Origin of the sequence: Devosia oryzisoli, from assembly GCF_014837245.1 — a bacterium.
Lineage (GTDB): Bacteria > Pseudomonadota > Alphaproteobacteria > Rhizobiales > Devosiaceae > Devosia > Devosia oryzisoli.
This window is the reverse complement of the sequence record NZ_JACYFU010000002.1, coordinates 850,441-870,340: the sequence shown is the minus strand read 5'-3', so window position 1 is coordinate 870,340 and position 19,900 is coordinate 850,441. Positions and strand designations below refer to the sequence as shown.

The 19,900-nt window shown below is 62.6% G+C and carries 11 protein-coding genes; 9 read left to right on the top strand and 2 right to left on the bottom strand.

Annotated elements, in window-relative coordinates; all coding sequences use genetic code 11:
• Positions 1-661: 661 nt before the first annotated feature.
• From IC608_RS10750 to IC608_RS10720, 7 genes are read left to right on the top strand one after another with little or no spacing between them, the layout of a single operon-like run.
• A complete protein-coding gene (locus IC608_RS10750) occupies positions 662-1,693 on the top strand; it encodes a LacI family DNA-binding transcriptional regulator (RefSeq protein ID WP_191775188.1) in 1,032 nt (343 codons plus the stop codon).
• The gene (locus IC608_RS10745; RefSeq protein WP_191775186.1) at positions 1,690-3,303 is read left to right on the top strand and encodes an FAD-dependent oxidoreductase; all 1,614 of its coding nucleotides are present in this window, start codon (positions 1,690-1,692) and stop codon (positions 3,301-3,303) included. The genes IC608_RS10750 and IC608_RS10745 overlap by 4 nt, the downstream gene beginning before the upstream one ends.
• Positions 3,304-3,326: 23 nt before the next feature.
• Positions 3,327-4,598, top strand: a complete 1,272-nt coding sequence (locus IC608_RS10740; RefSeq protein WP_191775184.1) for an ABC transporter substrate-binding protein — start codon at positions 3,327-3,329, stop codon at positions 4,596-4,598.
• A 54-nt stretch (positions 4,599-4,652) separates the two neighbouring features.
• The gene (locus tag IC608_RS10735) at positions 4,653-5,564 is read left to right on the top strand and encodes a carbohydrate ABC transporter permease (RefSeq protein WP_191775182.1); all 912 of its coding nucleotides are present in this window, start codon (positions 4,653-4,655) and stop codon (positions 5,562-5,564) included.
• Complete coding sequence (locus IC608_RS10730; protein WP_191775180.1) at positions 5,554-6,396, top strand: carbohydrate ABC transporter permease; 843 nt, start codon at positions 5,554-5,556, stop codon at positions 6,394-6,396. Before IC608_RS10735 ends, IC608_RS10730 begins: the two co-directional genes overlap by 11 nt.
• Positions 6,397-6,399: 3 nt before the next feature.
• The gene (locus IC608_RS10725; protein ID WP_191775178.1) at positions 6,400-7,446 is read left to right on the top strand and encodes an ABC transporter ATP-binding protein; all 1,047 of its coding nucleotides are present in this window, start codon (positions 6,400-6,402) and stop codon (positions 7,444-7,446) included.
• Positions 7,446-8,138: an alpha/beta hydrolase gene (locus IC608_RS10720; RefSeq protein ID WP_191775176.1), complete on the top strand. Its 693-nt coding sequence runs from the start codon at positions 7,446-7,448 to the stop codon at positions 8,136-8,138. Before IC608_RS10725 ends, IC608_RS10720 begins: the two co-directional genes overlap by 1 nt.
• Positions 8,139-8,607: 469 nt before the next feature.
• Here the strand turns inward: IC608_RS10720 and IC608_RS10715 are convergent, their stop codons facing one another.
• Both IC608_RS10715 and IC608_RS10710 read right to left on the bottom strand, forming a co-directional pair.
• Positions 8,608-9,267, bottom strand: a complete 660-nt coding sequence (locus IC608_RS10715; protein WP_191775174.1) for a LuxR C-terminal-related transcriptional regulator — start codon at positions 9,265-9,267, stop codon at positions 8,608-8,610.
• Entirely contained in the window at positions 9,260-10,645 is a 1,386-nt protein-coding gene (locus tag IC608_RS10710; RefSeq protein ID WP_191775172.1) for a histidine kinase, read from the bottom strand. The genes IC608_RS10715 and IC608_RS10710 overlap by 8 nt, the downstream gene beginning before the upstream one ends.
• Before the next feature lie 402 nt (positions 10,646-11,047).
• Here IC608_RS10710 and IC608_RS18465 point away from each other — a divergent pair, with 402 nt between their 5' ends.
• Both IC608_RS18465 and IC608_RS10700 read left to right on the top strand, forming a co-directional pair.
• Positions 11,048-11,692, top strand: coding sequence for a response regulator (locus IC608_RS18465; protein ID WP_345890880.1), 645 nt, complete (start codon positions 11,048-11,050; stop codon positions 11,690-11,692).
• A gap of 251 nt (positions 11,693-11,943) precedes the next feature.
• Positions 11,944-19,878, top strand: coding sequence for a peroxidase family protein (locus IC608_RS10700; protein WP_191775169.1), 7,935 nt, complete (start codon positions 11,944-11,946; stop codon positions 19,876-19,878).
• The last annotated feature ends 22 nt before the right edge of the window (positions 19,879-19,900 follow it).

The window sequence follows — 19,900 nt, the reverse complement described above, 5'->3', positions numbered from 1 at the left end:
CGGAAACGCTTGAGGCCTCTGCCTCGGGGCCAGGCGAAGGATGCCGCGTCGTGGATGACGGGCACCGCTTGTCCATGACAGGCTCGATCGAGCGCGTTTGCGGCTCGGAGAGGGCCGGCCGGCGGGGAAATGCGCGCATCGTTTCCTGATCATTTCCCGGCGGCCGGTCCTGCCCGTCCAGACTTCCGCTCCGCGCCAGGAGAGTTCAGGACCTGACGGTCGGGTCAGCGACCGCTTCGGCCGAGCGGTCCGGTCCTGCTCGGCATACTCGGCTCGTCATCGGTTCGGCGGGGGAGGGCGCCTTGTCGGGCGACGGCACCCAGTTGATCGTGTGGCGGGTGGTGCACTCCCTAGGGGCCAGCGCCGGCGCTGCGCTGGCCGGGGATGATCCGCGACCTCTGCCAGCGCGATCGGGCGGCGAAGGTGCTGTCGACGCTGATGACTGTGGTGGCCATTGCGCCGTGCTCGGGCCCCCACGGCTCCGTTGTTCTCGGCAGTGCGTCGGGGCGGACCATATCCTCGACCCTCATGCAATTGGCATCCCCGCCGCCTCGCCATTGACAGGCTCGCTCGGCACGCAACTTTCCCTTGCACCCCACGCATATCGAAGCTAATACGCATTAGCGCTGATACGAATTAGCAGATCTGGTGGTGGTGCTTTATGGCGAATAAACGCCTTACGCAGAAGGACATTGCGCAGCTGGCAGGTGTGAGCCAGGCGACGGTATCCTTCGTGCTGAACGGCTCGCCGGACAATTCCAAGCGCATCCCCCAAGAGACGCGTGAGCGCGTCCAGAAAGTCATCCGGGAAACTGGCTATGTTGCCGATCCGATCGCGCGGCGCATGGTCAAGGGCCTCAATCGGATATTGGGCGTATTCACCTACGAGCCAGCATTCCCTTCGGCCCAGGCCGATTTCTTCACGCCCTTCCTTTTGGGCATCGAAGAGGCGGCACAGGATCTGGGCTATGACCTGTTGTTGCTGACCGGCGCGGGTACGCCAAGGCGCATCTTTGGCGAGAACGTCCGCCTCCGTCTGGCCGACGGATGTATTATCCTTGGCCGGCAGTTCGAGAGCGAAGAACTGGCACGGCTGGTGGCCGGCGACTTTCCCTTTGTCGCCGTCGGTCGCCGCGATGACGCCGGCGGTCCCGTACCCTATGTCGGCGGCGACTACGTGACCGGCACCCGTGCGCTGGTTGATCGTGCGCGCCAGTTTGGTCATTCCAAGATCGCCTATATCGGCCTCAACCAAGGCGCAGAGTCGACTGTCGATCGCTGGAGCGGATTCGAACCGGCTTTGGGCGATGCAACCTTGGTCCATTCCCGTTTTTCGGTCGGCGGCGTGCCGGCAGAAACGTTGGAAGCCATCCTCGAGTCCGGCGCAACCTGCGCATTTTTCACGGAATTGGCTGATGCCATCGGCGTGGAAGCAGCGGCGCGCGCGGGGGGGCTCTCTGTGCCCGACGATCTCTCGATCGTGGTGCTCGGCAACCATATCCGCGCCGAGGAACACGGCCGGCGCTTCACGTCCTTCTCCATCCCCCGCGAGGCCATGGGCCGCGCCGCCACCGAGATGCTGGTGCGGCGGGTGGAGAACGGCGCTGCGGTCGAGCAGGTGCTGCTCGATTGCCCCATCGTCGAGGGCGACACCCTTGGCCCCGTTTCTTCTCAAAATAGTCGGATTCCATGACCAAAGAGCTTCACGCAGACATCCTCATCGTTGGCGCCGGACTGGGCGGCGTTGCCGCAGCCCTTGGCGCGCTGCGCTCGGGCCGTACCGTCATCATGAGCGAGGAATACGACTGGATCGGCGGACAGCTGACGAGCCAGGCCGTGCCGCCGGACGAGCATTCGTGGGTGGAACAGTTCGGCGTCACACGCTCCTATCGCCAGCTGCGCAACGGCATCCGTCAATATTATCGCGACCATTATCCGCTCACCGCCGAGAGCCGCGGCTGGGGTGACCTCAACCCTGGCGCCGGCTGGGTGAGCCGGCTCTGCGCCGAACCGCGTGTGGGTCTTGCCGTGCTTGAGGCCATGATCGCGCCCTGGCGCGCGGGCGGCAAACTGACGGTGTTGCAGCCCTACCGTCCGGTGGCGGCCGATGTGGATGGCGACACGGTGCGCGCGGTCACGCTGCGGCATCGGGACAGCGGGCGGGAGATTGTCTGCTCGGCGTCCTACATCATTGACGCTACGGAACTGGGCGACCTTCTGCCCATGACCGGCGCGGAATACGCCAAGGGGTTTGAATCCCAGTCCGATACGGGTGAGCCCAGCGCGCCCGCCGAGGCACAACCGGACAACGTGCAGGCCGTCTCGGTGTGTTTCGCCATCGATCACGTCGATGGCGACCAGACCATCGACAAGCCGGAAAATTATGACTTCTGGCGCCGGTACCAGCCCGAGTTCTGGGGCGGGCCACTGCTGGGCTTCAAGGCGCCGCATCCGCGCACGCTGGAGATCACCGAGCGCTCCTTCACGCCCAATCCCGATGACGACCCGCTGCTGGTCGACGCCGACCAGCGTCGCAATCCGGGCGATGGCAATCTCTGGACCTTCCGCCGCATCGCGGCCCGGCGCAATTTTCTGCCCGGCAGCTACCAGTCCGATATCTGCCTCGTGAACTGGCCGATGATAGACTACATGGAAGGCACCATCATCGACGTGTCGGAAGAGGAAAAGGCGCGCCACCTCAAGGCGGCAGCCGATCTTTCCTATTCGGTGTTCTACTGGCTGCAGACCGAGGCACCACGCCTCGATGGCGGTCAGGGCTTCCCCGGCCTGCGGCTGCGCGGCGACGTCACCGGCACCGACCATGGCCTCGCCATGGCGCCCTATATCCGCGAGAGCCGCCGCATCCTGCCCGTGACTCGCATCGTCGAACAGGATGTGTCGATGACCGTGCATGGCAATGCCCTCTCAAAGCATTACCGCGACAGCGTCGGTATCGGCATGTACCGCATCGACCTCCATCCCTCGACGGGTGGCGACAACTATGTCGATGTCGAATCGGCGCCGTTCGAGATCCCTCTGGGCTCGCTCCTTCCGCGCCGCGTCAAGAACCTGCTGGCCGGCGGAAAGAACTTGGGCACTACCCACATCACCAATGGCTGCTATCGCCTGCATCCGGTGGAGTGGAACGTGGGCGAAGTGGCCGGCATGCTGGCCGCCCATTGCCTCAATACCGGCGCCACCCCCCACCAGGTGCAGGCGGACGATGGCAAGCTCGAGACTTTCCAAACCCAGCTCTACCACGCCGGCATCGAAACCCGCTGGCCGGACGTGCGCGGCTATTGATCGGACCATCAACGGAGGAAACGATGTCCAGACTTTCAGCTCTCAAAGCCACGGCGGCTACAGCCGGCATCCTTCTGCCCCTCGCCTGGGGTGGCGTCTCCTGGGCGCAGGACGCAGTCAACCTGCGCATGACCATCTGGAGCGCCAACGAGGCGCATCTGGCCCTGTTCAACGAAATTGCGGACGGGTTCAAGCAGACGCATCCGAACGTCACCGTGACGTTCGAGCCGCTCCCTTATGACAACTACGTCACCACGCTGACCACCCAGATCGCCGGCGGCAATCCACCGGACCTCGCCTGGATTTTCGAAACCAGCGCCGCCGACTTCGTCAACTCCGGAGCCCTGGCGCCGCTGACAGACGCCTTCACCAACACCGAGGGCTACGATCTTGCCGACGTGACCGATGCGGCCAGTGCCCTCTGGACCAAGGACGGCACGCTTTACGCCTATCCGTTCTCCACCTCGCCCTTCGCGGTGTTCGTGAACAACGACCTCGTCAGCGAAGCCGGCGCCAAGACGCCCGCCGAGATGATCGAGGCGGGTGAGTGGACCTGGGACAACGCCCTCGCCACCGCCAAGGCCGTCGCGGACAACGGCAAGGAAGGCCTTGTCATCCGCGACTTCAACTTCCAGACCTGGCAGAACCTGACCGCCTTCTGGCGCGGCTGGGGCGCCAATGCCTGGAGCGAAGACGGCAAGACGTGCACCTTCACCGCACAGCCCATGGTGGACGCGATGACCCGGCTGCACCGGGCCATCTTCGTCGACGGCGCGCTGCCGGGGCCTGGCGAGAACGTCGACTTCTTCGCCGGTGACGCGGCCATGACGATCACGCAGATCTCGCGCGCCTCGCTGCTGCCCAAGGAAGACCCGTTTGACTGGGATCTGGTGCCGCTGCCGGAAGGTCCAGCGGGCAAGTACAGCGTCATCGGTCAGGCCGCCATCGGCGCGTTCGCCAACCGCCCGAACACCGACGTGGCAGTCGAGTTCCTGGGCTACATGACCAACCCGGAGAACAGCCAGAAGCTGGCGCAGTTCTTCCCGCCAGCCCGCGCCAGCCTGCTCAACGCCGAAACGCTGAGCACCACGAACCCGCTGCTCACGCCCGAGCAGATCGAGGCCGTCGTGGTGAACGGCATCACCAATGGCCAGGTGATCTCGGGCCACACCAACTTTGCCCAGATCCAGCAGACCGTGCGGGCCTCGCTCGATGCGCTCTGGGTGCCCGATGCGGACGTGACTGCGGTGCTGCAGTCCGTCTGCGACAGCGTCGGCCCGCTCCTGGCGCGCTGATCGGACGACCACCATTGCTCCCTCCCCGGCGGGGAGGGAGATTCAGGAACCGCGATGTCAGACATTTCACAGCAAAAGCGACCGTTCTGGACCATCGCCCGCAAGGATGCGGCGGCGGGTTACCTGTTCATCGCGCCACAGCTGATCGGGATCATCACCTTCGTGCTGATCCCGCTCGGTCTCGTGTTCTATTATTCGCTGCACGAATGGAACGTCCTCGCCAACACCTTCACCTTCGTGGGCGACGCCAATTACCAGATGCTGCTGCGCGACCCGAACCTGCCGCCGGTGCTCCTGGCGTCGGCGATCTTTTCGGCAGGCCTCGTGGTCGTGAACATGAGCCTGGCGCTGCTGCTTGCGGTGCTGCTCGACCAGAAGCTCAAGGGCATCGTGGTCTTCCGCACCCTGTTCTTTTCGCCGGTGGTCGTGTCCCTCGTTGCCTGGACCATCGTGTGGAGTTTCCTGCTGCAGGCCAATGGCGGCATCAACGGCATCCTGCAGGTTTTCGGCATCGAAGGCCCCAACTGGCTGCGCACCCCCACCACGGCGATGATCTCGGTGGTGGTCGTGCAGGTGTTCAAGAATGTCGGGCTCAACATGATCCTGTTCCTTGCGGCCCTCCAGGGCGTGCCCAAGGAGCTTTACGAGGCCGCGCGGGTGGATGGCGCGAGCCGCTTCAAGCAGTTCAGGCGCATCACCCTGCCGATGATCTCGCCGACTATCCTTCTGACCTCGATCATCACCATCGTGGGGTCGCTGCAGGTGTTCGCGCAGATCGCCATCCTGACCAAGGGCGGACCGGGCGTATCAACGACAGTGCTGGTCTATTACCTCTACCAGCAGGCGTTCCAGTTCAACTTCTTCGGCTATGGCTCGACGCTCTCCATCCTGCTCTTCGTGATCGTCGCGGTGCTCACCTTTATCCAGTGGCAGATGCGCAAGCGGATCGTCTTCTATGAAAACTGATCTTTCTCCCCGGCTGCGCGTCGCCCTTTACGGGTTGATGTGCGTGCTGCTGATTCCCTTTGTGTTTCCCACCTGGTGGATGGTCACTTCATCGGTGAAGCCGATCAGCGACATCTTCGCCTTCCCGCCTGACCTCTGGCCGCGCCGGTTCGACTTTTCGACCTATAGCCGGGTGTTCGAGCTACAGCCCTTCGCGCGGCAGTACTGGAATTCGGCCTATATCGCAGCCCTCGTCACCGCTGGCACCATGGTCGTCTCGTCCATGGCCGGCTACGCCTTTGCCCGCATCCGGTTTCCCTTCAGCAACACCATCTTCATGGTGGTGCTGCTCGGCCTCCTGATCCCTTCCGAAGTCACCATCGTGCCCTTGTTCCAGATGTTTTTGCGCTGGGGCATGATCAACACGCATTGGCCGCTGATCCTCGTGCCGATCTTCGGCGCGCCGTCGGTTTTCGCCACGTTCGTGATGCGCCAGTTCTTTATCGCGCTGCCGGGCGAGCTCGAAGAGGCCGCGCGGGTGGATGGGCTGGGGCGTTTCAAGATCTTCTGGATCATCGCCCTGCCACTGGCCAAGCCAGCTTTGGGCGCGGTGGCGATCTTCACCTTCCTCCACTCCTGGAACCTTTATCTCGAGCCCATCGTGTTCCTGTCTTCCACGCAGATGTTCACCCTGCCCCAGGCGCTGACGCAGTTCACGGACGCCTATGGTGGGGCAATGTGGAACGTGCAGCTCGCAGCCGCGACCATGACAGCGGTGCCGGTGCTGATCGTGTTCATCGTGGCGCAGAAGCAGTTCGTCGAAGGCCTCGCCCATACCGGTCTGAAAGGCTGATCCATGGCCCCCGTTTCTCTCCAAGCCGTCCGCAAGGTCTATGGCGACATCAAGGTGCTGCATGGCATCGACGTCGATATTGCCGACGGTGAATTCATCGTGCTGGTCGGTCCCTCGGGCTGCGGCAAGTCCACCCTTTTGCGCATGATCGCCGGCCTTGAGACCATCAGCGCCGGCGACATCCGCATTGGCGGCCGGGTGGTCAACGAGCTTGAACCCAAGGACCGGGACATTGCCATGGTGTTCCAGAACTACGCGCTTTATCCGCACATGACCGTCGCCACCAACATGGGCTTTTCGCTCGAGCATCGCGGCGCCTCGAAAGCCGAGATTGCCGAGCGGGTGAAGTGGGCCGCCGATATCCTGGACCTCAGCCACCTTCTCGAGCGATACCCGCGCCAGCTGTCGGGCGGGCAGCGCCAGCGCGTCGCCATGGGCCGCGCCATCGTGCGCAATCCGCAGGTATTCCTGTTCGACGAGCCCCTCTCCAACCTTGATGCCAAGCTGCGCGTCGTGATGCGGGGCGAGATCAAGGGACTCCACCAGCGGCTCGGGGTGACGACGGTCTATGTGACCCATGACCAGATCGAAGCCATGACCATGGCGGACCGCATCGTGGTGATGAACGCTGGCAGGGTCGAGCAGATCGGAGCCCCGCTGGAGCTTTACGACCGGCCGGCCAATTTGTTCGTGGCCGGGTTCATCGGTTCGCCGGCCATGAACGTGTTGGGTGGCACGATCGCGGATAGCCGGTTCAACGCTGCTGGTGTCAGCCTGCCCCTGCCTACGGGGATCGGCATCACGGGCGCCGCACGCTATGGCTTCCGGCCCGAGCATCTGCTTCTCACGCCGGACGGCCTGCCGGCCGTGGTGTCGCTGGTGGAACCCATGGGCTCGGAAACGCAGGTCACCATGAGGCTGGGCGAGCACGCCGTGGTGGGCGTGTTCCGCGAACGGGTCGCCGCCCGCCCCGGCGAAACCATCCACATCCTGCCAGACCTCAATGCCGTGCATCTTTTCGATACAAAGAGTGGGGCGAGGATCAACTGATGTACGCCGATACCGCGCTTTATCAGAAGCTGACCGACGGCAGCTTTCCGGTGATCGTGTCTCTGGCACGGCACGATCTCGATTTCGCCAAGGCGGCGCTGGATGGGGGCGCCTACGCCCTCAAGACGCATCTCAACGCCTATCATCGCGCCACCGGCACCACTTTCGGGTCATTTGCGGATGAGCGAGCGTTTTTCGAAGAGCTGGCCAAGCTCGGCGTGCCTCTCCTGGTGATGGCGGGGCAGGAGACCGTCCCGACCGCCGAAGAAATGGAAATGCTGCACGCCCTCGGGTTTGAGGGTTTCAATGTCTATGTCGACCATATGCAGCCCCATCTGCTCGGGTCCAAGCTCCGACCGATGCCGGCGCTTTCGTCCACCAGCATGCCAGAAGATATCGCCCGTATAGCCACCATTCCGGGCTGCATCATCGAAGCCTCGATCATGCCGTTCGAGCGCTATCGCACAGCCGTTCTCGACGCTGATCTGCAGAAGTACCGCGCGATCGTCGAAGCAGTCGACGTCCCGGTGATCGTTCCCAGTCAGCTTCAGGTCTCGCCGGACGACGCGAAGGCGTTAAGGGACATCGGCGTAGCAGCACCGCTGCTGGGTGCCATTGTGACCGGTGACACCGCGACCAGCATGTATCGTGCTGTTTCGGGCATCGTTGAGGCAACACGCAAGCTGCAGTAACCGAGCCAGACATGGCCGCAGCCGAAAATCGGCGGCTAGTATCATGTGATCGTGCGGGAACGCGCGAGGCCTGAATCGAGGCCGCCAGGGGCTGGATGGCGCCTGTCGGGGATGACGGGCTCCGCTTGTCCATGACGGGCCCGATCGAGCGCGTTTGCGGCTCGAAGAGGGGCCGCCGACGGGGAAATGCGCGATAACGCCCACGGTCCCGCTTCACCGCTCCGGATCCGCCAGCGACGGGAACGAACGCGGCAGGGACCGGGCTCTGCGCCGCGCCCGTGGCGGGTTTGGCGGCGGAGGCCTGACATGGGCCGGCATGACCCTGGCAGACGCCCTCCTGCCCGAGCCCAAAACGGACGCAAGCAGAGGGTTGCACGAATCCAGCAGGTGAAAGCCAGGTGGTTCGCCAGCACAAACTCCGGGTGCATGAACAACTCCAGCGCAGTGGGGCAGCAGCGGCCGCCCGTCTTCATTGGCGCGCCGCACCACCTGAGGCGGCAGTGCCGTTGTAGGCGATGACGGCCTCCACACGATTACGAACGCCCAGCTTTGAAAAAATGTTGGTGACATGGAACTTGACGGACTTCTCTCCGATACCGAGCTTGGTCCCGATTTCCCGGTTGCTCAGCCCGGACGCCATCATTTCCAGAACGGTCCGCTCACGCGGCGAGAGGCTGGACAGCCGTGCGTCAGCGCCGGCGGCGCCGTCTCTTGCCGCCAGGATTGCCCGGCTCATGGCGCGCGGTGACACGAAGTTGGTGCCCTTCGAGACCAGGGAGACGGCATCAAGAATTTCGGCACCTGTCGAGCCCTTCAACAGATAGCCCGAGACTCCTCGGTCGAGTGCTGTCTGCACATCAAAGGCGGCATCCGAAGCAGTGAGGATGATGACCTTGGTCTTGGCCGCGACATCATCGATCCGACCAATGGCTTCGAGTCCGCTCTGCTCCATGCTGAGGTCAAGCAGCAGCAGATCCGGCTGAAGATCACGCGCCAGATCAACAGCTTCCTGGACAGAGCCCCCCTCGGCCACGATGTCGAAGCTGGGCTCGATTCGCAGCAACTGGACCAGTCCGGCCCGAAAGACGGGGTGGTCGTCAACAACGACAATCCTCGTAGAGCTACGCATCAACGTCCTCCCGCAGCGGCAGGACCAGCCGCAGTTCCGCGACATGGTGCGAAATGGCCAGCGAAACACTGCCGCCAAGGCTCTCGGCCCTCACTTTGAGCGCCGTCACGCCCAGTCCCCGACGGGCTCGTCTGGCTCTGTCTGCGGCGGCCACGCGGTTGCGTACGGTTGCGAACAGATTGTGCTCCCTCAACTCGACGGTCACGAAGGTCGCCTCCGAGGTGCCGTGGTTCCAGACGTTGTTCAGCCCCTCTTGGAGAAAGCGATACAGGCACATCTTGTGATCACGGGAGCATGAGACCTTCAAATTCTCCATCACCAGCTGGGCCGACACTCCGAACCGCCGCTCGCTGAAGGAAAGAGCCTCCTCAACGACGGTGTCCAGACTCAACTGGTCGATCTCCGGAAGTACAAGGCCAGATGCCATGTCACGAATGTCATCCTGAGCTTCTCTCAGCTTGACCTCGAGGTCTGCAAGCTGTGCGTCCCTGGTTACCTTGTTTCGGGCGCGACGCGCCGACTCCACCTTGAGGCTCGCATAGGCCAGAAGCTGGGCAGGGCCGTCGTGCAGATCGGCGCCAAACGAGCGCAATAAGTTTTCGTGCAGCTGCACTCTCAGCTTGGCCGACTCAACAGCCTTGCCGTGCAATTCCGCATTGCGCTCGGCGAGCCGGTGGGTGGTTTCCAGCTGTCGCGACAGTTCGGCAGTCTGCAAGTCGATGGTGCGTGCGCCTCGTCTGACGATCAGGAACATGCATCCGAATAGCGCAGCCATGGCTGCCAGAACGACCAACCAGGTTTTCATCCGCACCTGATGGGCGGTCGCCGCGAACACCTCTACGTCTTCATGGAGTTCCATGACGGCAAGGATGCGCCCGGTGCCGAGCTCGTGCAGTGGCGCATAAATTTCGAGATATCGGGTCTTGAAGCCCCGCGACTGATGCTCCCCGGCTCCGAGATCGGCGATGGAGACTTCGACCTCGCCTTCAAAAGCGCGCGCAGCGGGCGCGGGCAGGGGGAAGGTCACCCCCACAAGTGGCCTGGACCTGGAATAGAGTATGGTGCCATCGCGCTGCCAGACCTCGAAGTGGGGGATGCGGTCCATCAGGCTTGGCTTGTTGAGCACCACGTCGATCTGTTCGAGTTCGGATGCGCTGTATGCCCCTCCGGCGGGCGACTGGAGATAGGGCGCCACGACGTTGTCCATGAACAGGGCCGTGGCCGCGGCACGATGGTAGAGAGCATTCTTCTCAGCAAGGTCGCCGATGAGCAGCCCGGTGGGGATGGTTGCGGCGATCATGACCACGCATGCCGAGATCACGAACTGGACCGTCAGGTTCTGCTTGCGCCACCACCGGGCTATGGAGTGCAAGTACACGAAAGTCTCCTGGCCGTTCGCTAGCCCCTAAATCTGCCAGATTGGGGGATCACCGCCAGCGCCGTTCGGCAGAAAGGTGAATTGGCAAAGTTAATGCCCAGCCTCCCTGACTAAGATTTGGCATTTACTGGCTCCCGATGAGTTGCGTGGCCTATCCGTTACGACGGGCCACTCCGAGACAGAGGCCTGTGCACATCTGCCGGGGCGCTGGGCGCAGAGGTAGAAATATAATCTTGTCAGTTCGTAGATGAAGAAAGATATGCGGTAACTAGACTTTGGTCCGGCTTCTGAGCCGGGAATTAATCAAATTTCTGCTCCGTCCGATCATCAATGTTTACGTCATGTTAATCAAGCTCTATCGTCGGAAGTTGAGCGGCGTCTCTAGATGTCGGGAGTTAGACTGTGCGGGACAAGATAAGAGTTGCCATAGCAGACGATCACCCCCTGATGCTGCGAGGCATGTCCGAGCTGATCGGCGATTGCGCTCAGCTGCTTCTCGTCGGAGAGGCATCAGATGCGGCGGGCGCCATGCTGACTGTGCAGCAGTCATCGCCTGAAGTGTTGCTGATGGATTTCAGCATGCCCGGCGATGTTGTGGGTACCATTGAGCGTATCGTCCTGACCTATCCGGACACGCGCGTCATCATCATCACCGCTTTTTCCAGCGTGGATTCGGCCGTGAAGGCGCTCGACGCCGGTGCCATGGGTTTCGTTCTCAAGGGAGGCCCGTGCAGCGAGGTCATCGAGGCCATCGACGCCGTGACATCGGGACAGATGTATGTGGCTCGCCAGTACGCGGCAGAGGTGCTTATGGAGTTGCGCCGCCGGGACCGGGCTCGTGAAGTCAGTGCCTCGGTGCGCCTGAACCTGCGTGAACGGCAGATCGTAGGCCAGTTGATGCACGCCCGCACCAACCGGGAAATCGCCGAAAGCCTCAAGCTGAGCGAGAAGACGGTGAAGCACTACATGACCAATTTGATGGTCAAGCTAAATGCCCGCAATCGTGTCGAAGTCGTCCTGGCCGCGCAGCACAGCCTGGACGCCTGACCGAAGCGCGGCCTCCTCCTCCATTTCCGTGCAACATTCGAAACTTCTGGGGACGCCGCCCTGGCGAGGCCCTTCCAGTCGCGCCACGTCGATCCGTCACCGCAAAACACTGGACCAAGGTCAAGGTAACCGCGAGTCTTTGGTCGATAAAATCGTCAGACCTTCCGACATTACGTGCGGTGACCTTTCCTGGCCATTCTTGCTCCAATGCACAATCAGGCCCCCCGTGGGGCAGCAATTGGGGGCTGAAAATGGTCACTCTGATCAAAGGCGATCTGGAACACATCCTGAAGCAGATCAAGCTTGCCGAAGAGCACACGCGCTTGATCAACCAGGGCATGGATCCGGCCGAGGCGCTTTCGCAACTTATCTCGAGCCCCCTCATGCCGACCGGGCTGCGCACGGTGGACGGCGCCTTCAACAACTTCATGCCCGGCTATACCTATTCGGGCGCATCCGATGTGCCGATGACGCGCCTGCTCGACATGAGTTGGGCCCCCGCCGAGGCAAACCCCCGCACCGGTGCGCCAACGAGCTACGAGTCCTACTCGGGCAGCGTCTATGACAGCCAACCGCGCATCATTTCCAATCTTGTCGCCGATCAGACTCTGAGCAATCCCGCGGCCATCGCTGCGGCGCTCGCGTCTGTGGGCATCACAGGGGCCGAGTCTCTGGCCATTGTGCGTGACATCATGGCGCTCCAGGTGGCTGCGCAAACGGCGCAGGCGGCGGTGACAGGCGCGGCGGCCGCTGCCGAGGCAGCGCTGGAGGCCGCCCAACTCGTGGTCGATGGGGCTGAGGTCGATCTTCAGGCCGCCATTGCTGCCGCTGATACGGCCGCTACCGCACAGGCCCAAGCCACGCAGGCGTTCATCGATGCCCAGGCGGCGCTGGACACTGCCAATGCCAACCTGGCGGCTCACGCACCTTTGGTTGGAGCCGCGCAGGTTGCAGCGGATAGCGCGCTCGCTGCATTGCAGGCGGCACAGAACACCGCACAGCAAACGCAGGCGGCGTACGTCCTGGCCTTCGCGACCTTGGCGTCGGCCCAGCAGGTCGAAGCACAGGCACTGAGCGCCTTCCAGGCCGACAATTCTCCTCAGAACGCTGCCGCCTATTTCGCCGCCGTGGATGCGCGCGAAGCGGCTGCGGCGGACTATGCCGTCAAGTTCGAGCAGGATGAGGATGCGGACGAGGCCGTCGTCCTGGCCCAAGCCTCTCATTCAGCCGCCGTAGCAAGCTTGCAGAGCGCTCTTCAAACCCAGTCGGCCCTCGAGAGCGCTGTCGACACCGCCGCGGCCGGGCTTGCCCAGGCCCAAGCGGCGTTGGCCGATGCTGACGTCGGACTATCCGTCGCCAGCGCTGCGCTGGATGCAGCACAGACTGCACTCGATGACGCTGTCGCGGCGCGCGATGGGATATCCACGGGCGAAGCAGCCACGTCCGAGGCCCAGGCTGTTGCTGACGCAGCCGCACAGGCCGTTATTGATGAACTGACTACCCACGGCGTCAGCATGGACGGCGACAATGTGTTCATCAAGAACATCGCTGCCGACCTGGGAGATACTGCCTCGTTCAATGGGTTCATGACCATCTTTGGCCAGTTCTTCGATCACGGCCTCGACCTGACCGCCAAAGGCGGCTCGGGCACCGTCTATGTCCCCCTGATGCCCGACGACCCGCTCTACGTGCAGGGCAGCCCCACCAACTTCATGGTGCTTACCCGCGCCACGAACGATCCGGGGCCTGACGGCATCCTCGGCAACATCGACGACATCCGTGAGCACCGCAACGAGACCACGCCCTGGACCGACCTCAACCAGGTCTATACCTCCAATGCCTCGCACCAGGTCTTCCTGCGCGAATACATAATGGTGGATGGAAAGCCCATCGCCACGGGCCACATGCTGGAGGGCGCGGCTGGTGGCCCGCCCACCTGGGCGGATATCAAGAACCAGGCGCGCGAGAAGCTGGGCATCGAGCTCAGCGACCTCAACGTCCATGCCGTACCCGCCGTGCTGACCGACCTCTATGGCGAATTTGTCCGCGGCGCCAATGGTCTTCCGCAACTCGTCACACCCGATGGCGCCGTAGAAGGGATCCTGGGCAGTGCCATAGACGCCATGCAGGCACTGCCCGCCGGGCGCGCGTTTCTCAACGACATTGCCCACACCGCTGCGCCCGGGCAATACGTCATCGATCGCAACATGCAGACCGGTGCTGTGACCTGTGGGGTCCAGACCGCTGACGCCGATACCGAAACGGGCAACGCTCAGGCGGCGGCCAACGCGTTCGGCGGCGTCTCCACCTATGACAATGAACTGCTCGACCGCCATTTCATCGTCGGGGATGGCCGGGGTAATGAGAATATTGCGCTCACGGCGGTCCATACGATCTTCCACGGCGAACACAATCGGCAGGTCGAAGAGATCAAGCATGGCCTGCTCGAGGGCGGCGACATCGCTTTCCTCAACGAGTGGTTGCTGGTCGACGTCACCGAGGTCCCGGCAGACGTCTCAACCCTGGTGTGGGATGGCGAGCGCCTGTTCCAGGCAGCGCGCTTCTCGACGGAGATGGTGTACCAGCACCTGATTTTTGAAGAGTTCGTCCGGGCCATCGCGCCCCAGATCGACACGTTCGTGTTTTCCAACTCGGTCGAAATAGAGGGGGCGATCTTCGAGGAATTTGCCCAGGTCGTCTACCGCTTCGGGCATTCGATGCTCAACGAGAACGTGGACATCCTGTCGCTGACCGGCGGCGCACCCGATGCCCACGCCGAAAAACTGATGGACGCCTTCCTCAACCCGGTCATGTTCGACCAGCAGGGCGTGACGGCGCAGCAAGCGGCCGGGGCCGTACTGCGCGGCATGACCCGGCAGGCCGGCAACGAAATCGACGAGTTCGTTACTGACGCCCTGCGCAACAACCTCGTGGGGCTGCCGCTCGATCTCGCCACCATCAACCTGACCCGTGCACGCGAAACTGGCGTTCCCTCGCTCAACGAGGCGCGCCGTCAGATTTTCGACCAGACACACGACAGCTACCTCAAGCCCTATTCGAGCTGGACCGATTTCGCCCAGAACATCAAGAACCCCCTCTCCATCGTCAATTTCATCGCCGCCTACGGCACGCATGCAACAATTCTAGCGGCCGACACCGTTGAGGAGAAGCGCGAGGCCGCCTGGAACCTGGTGTTCGGTGCCGAAGGGGAGACAACGGCGCAACGGGACGAGCGGCTCGCCTTCCTCAATGCCACAGGCACATGGGCCGACGATCCGACATTGGGCGGCCTTAACGCCGTCGATTTCTGGATCGGTGGCCTGGCGGAAGCGCTCATGCCTTTCGGGGGCATGCTCGGCTCCACTTTCACCTTCGTCTTCGAGCTGCAGATCGAAAAGCTGCAGAACGGCGACCGGATGTACTATCTGAGCCGCACGCAAGGCATGAACCTGCTCACCGAACTCGAAGGCGACAGCTTTGCCGACGTGATCCGCCGCAACACCGATACCGGTGATACCGGCCTGCACATCAACGGCGCGGCCTTCCAGACGGCGGACTACATCATCGAGATGAACCAGGCGAGGCAGTACAACCCCGGCCTGGGCAGTGACGACCCGAGCCGCCCGGGCGATGTGCTTTCAGCTCTGACGGGGCAGGATTCCCTGGTTGTCCGCATCGACAGCGACAACGATGGAGACATTGACCACATCAGATACCTCGGTGGCGAACATGTCGTCATTGGCGGCACCAATGAAGACGACACCATTATCGCCGGCGCCGGTGACGATACCGTTTGGGGCGAAGGCGGCAATGATCGCATAGAGGGCGGTTTCGGTGTCGACCATATCCATGGCGGTGCCGGCGACGACATCATCACCGATAGCGGCACCGACATCGGCGATGCGGACGTCCTCAAGGGCGAAGCGGGCGATGACGTCATCAATGGCGGCATGGGCCTTGATCTGGTGTTCGGCGGCGCGGGTAAGGATGTGCTGTCCGGTGGTTCGGAAGCCAAGAGTCTGTTCGGTGGCACAGGCGACGACTTCATTCGCGCTGCCTCGGGGGGCGGCGGCACTATCTTCGGCAATGAAGGCGATGACTGGATGGAGGGTCAGGGCAACATGACGACCCTGACCGGAGACAATTCCGAGCTCTTTTTCAATTCCCGGATCATCGGCCATGACATCATGCTTTCTGGGGAGAACGACACCGACTTCGACGCCGAGTCCGGCGACGACGTCATGGTTCAAGGCATCGGCATCAACCGCAATAACGGCATGGCCGGCTTCGATTGGGTGACGTTCAAGGACAATGCTTATGGCGCCGATGCCGACATGAACGTCAGCATCTTCGTCAACCAGCAGAACAATATCCTGCGTGACCGCTACGACCTGGTGGAAGGTCTTTCCGGCTGGAACCAGAACGACAAGCTGACCGGCCGCGAGTTCGTCATCGGCGCCTACGATGCCAACGGGAACGCCACTCAGGTCGATGCCGACGCGCCCATCGAAAGCTTCTCCAATGTTCTGCTCGAAAAGAACCTGGACCTGATCAAGGGCCTGCGCGAACTGGTCGACCACCTCGAGCGCTTCGATGTGTGGAATCCCAACAACCTGCTGGGCGTGCAGGGCGAGGACGGAGGTGCGGTCACCTTCGAGGTTATTGATCCCTCCAAGGAAAAGCTTGTTGGGGTGATGGATACCTCCGACGGGTCCGACATTCTGCTGGGTGGCGGCGGCTCGGACACACTCCGCGGCATGGCCGGCAATGACATCATCGATGGCGACAAATGGCTCGATGTCTATATCGCGATCAGAGACTCGGCGGGCAGCGTCTTCGCTACCGCGCGCTCCTTGACCTCCCAGGTGCTCGACGCTGTAAGCGGTGCCACCCTGTTTGGCGGCAAGACCCTTGAAGCGCTGATGTTCTCCCGCGACATCAAACCGTCGCAGCTCGAAGCGATGCGAGAAATTCGGGACGGTGGCCAGGAAGGCGATGTCGACACCGCCGTCTACTGGGACGTCTTCGAAAACTACCAGATCACCCGCAACGCCGACGGCAGCGTCACGGTGGCGCACATCACCACCGGTGAAGCCCCCTTGGACACATTGTCGGGACGTGCGCTGGGCAATGAAGGCGTTGATCGCCTGTTCAATGTGGAACTGCTGCAGTTCAGGGACCAGACCGTGGACCTCCGCAATTCCGCCCCGGCTGTCGCGCTGGACGGCTTTGATACCGTAACCAAGGTCTTTGCTGACAATTTCAATGCCGCGTCCAACGCCAACGATAATGGCCCGTCCGTCTTCAGTACCGCATGGGCCGAAGCAGGCGACGGGGCGGATTCCGTAACGGCAGGCAATGTCCAGATTGACCAGAACAACAGCAACGAACTGCGCTTTAACCCAGGCGCATCCGATGGCGCGACCCTGACCCGATCCCTGGACCTGACCGGGATGACGTCTGCCGCTGTCACCTTCACCGTGTCCGATCAGAACATTTCGCAGAACTCGGACGTCTTTCTCGGCTTCATTCAACTCGGCAACGACGATGAGCGGCTGCATTTTGAATACGCTGCAGACGGTGCCAACTTCGTCACGTTGGCGACCTTCACGGGGGACAATGGCGGAAACCAGTCCATCAACCTGCCTCGCGGTTCGGGCTTTGGCTCCAATGTGGCCATCCGCTTCCGGCTTGAGGGAACGCCTGATCGGGATGGTCTTTTCGAGCTCAATACCGAACGTTTCAGCGTGGACAATCTCGTCATTTCGGCGAACGGCACCACTGCACTCACCCCACCCAATATCAACCTTGCCTCCACTTTCGAGGAAGGCAAGGCGGCCATCTCCGTGGCATCGGAACCGGTCATCTCCGATAATGGCGCGGTTCTGGCGTCCGCTCGCGTCGTTCTCACCAACGCTGCAGCCGGCGACGCGCTGGCAGTCGGCACGCTGCCGGCTGGCGTGACCGGCTCGGTGACATCTACTGCCGACACCATCACCGTCACCTTGACCGGCGAGGCCAGCCTTGAAGCCTATCAGGCCGCGGTGCAGGCGGTTACCTTCCGCAATACGTCGGATAACCCCTCGACCACGCCTCGCGTGATCCAGGTCACCGTCAGCGATGGCGACCTCGACAGCGCCCCGGCGACCCACACGGTCACCATAACTCCCGTCGAGGATCCGACCAGCGCGTCGGCAGACAGCATTGTCACCAACATTGCCCGCGGCGCTGCGATCACCGTGCCTGAGTGGGCACTGCTGAACAACGATGTCGATCTGGATAGCGCAATCAGTGTCACCGCAACGGACAACGTCAATGGCCTCTCCGGCTTCATGCGGGCCGATGGCCAGGTCAGCTTCACCGATCCCGTCACTGGGTTTGGTGGTGGCGCCGGTGGATCGTTCCGCTACACCGCGACCGGCAGCAACTCCGACTCGGCCACGGCAACGTTGGCATACGACACGAATGGCACGCTGAGCGGCAACGGCAGCAGCAACATCCTGATCGGCAACAATCTCGGCAATGTTATCAATGGTGGCGGCGGCAACGACGTCATTCTCGGCAATGACGGCGATGACGTCATTGAACAGACCAGCACCCAGGGTCGGGACGTCGTCGATGGCGGCGCCGGCACCGACACCTATCGCCTGAGCGGTGTCAACGGAGCGGAACTCTTCCGCATCTACGCGGTCACGAATGGCCAGAATGCCGGCCTGGGAACTGCGTTGGCGACAACCTTCCGCGGCTCCACGGAAATCGTCATCACCCGCACCGTCAACGGCGTTGAGACGGTGATCGCAGAGCTCGATGACATTGAGGAGATCGAAGTCAACACGCTCGCGGTTTCCGCCGACAACGGCAATGGGGCGCCTGACGGTGGGACAAATAGCGGCGACACGATCGAGGTGATCGGCAACTTCGACACCACGAGCCTCAACTACAGCACCATCACCATCGATGGCACGGATGGCAACGACACCATCGACATCTCGGCACTGACCTCTGCGCACCGCATCGTCTTCCGCTCGAATGGTGGCAGCGACACCATCATCGGAACACTGCGACCACAGGATGTGGTCGAGCTGCCGAGCGGCAGCGACCCGGCAGCTTTCGTGCGCACCTTTGACGGAACCACCGGCCTCTCCACTCTGTCCGATGGCACGCATCACGTCTCCTATGCCGGCGACTTCGACCTCACGACGGAAGTCGTCCTGCACCCCGAAGATGATGACCTGTGCGACGATGACGATCACGACGACGACGACGGTCAGCACGGCAATGATGGTGCTGCTGCCCCAGTCGGGGCCGGAGCCGGAAGCATGAGCCAACCCATCGCGGGAACGGCCTCAGGCGACGTCCTCATCGGAACCTCGGGCAACGACCTCATCTTCGGCCTTGCGGGGGTCGACTACGTGATCGCGGGGGCCGGCGCAGACGTGGCGCGCCTCGACGCAGGCGATGACTTCGCCGATGCCGGCGCGGGTCGCGACATTGTCTGGGGCGGCGAGGGCGACGACGATGTCCTGGGGGGCGAGGACGAAGACATGCTCTACGGCGAGGCCGGGGATGACTGGCTCTCGGGCGATGCAGGTCACGATCTGATCGATGGGGGCGATGGCAATGACGACCTGTTCGGTGGCGAAGGCAATGATCACTTCATCGGTCGCATCAACGATGGCAACGACCTGATCGATGGAGGAGCCGGCGCCGACACGCTCGATTTTGGCTCGCTCAGCCAGGCGGTCCACGTCAACCTCGGGACGGGCATCGGTGGCCGCGGCCACGTTACGGGCGCCCAGTCCGGCACCGACACGCTTTACGGCATCGAAAACGTCACGACCGGTTCGGGGAACGACACGATCGTGGCCAGCAATGCGGTCAATGTCATGGATGGGGGGGCCGGCGAGGATGTGTTCGTCTTCGGCAGTGCAGCGGCGGCCAATGGCGACACCATTGTCAACTTCGAGGCAGGCGACAAGCTGGACGTCTCCGGCATGCTGGGGGGAGCAGACAGCTTCACCCTCGTAACTGGCGCGCCGGCGGCCGGCGAGATCGCCGTGACGCACGAGGCGCGGGAGGACGGGGACTATACCGTCGTAACCGGCAACACCGATGGCGGGGATCCGGACTTCAAGATCTCGATCACCGGAACGCACACCCTGACATCCTCGGATTTCAACCTCTAGGTCGCTGCCCGGCCGGTCCAGG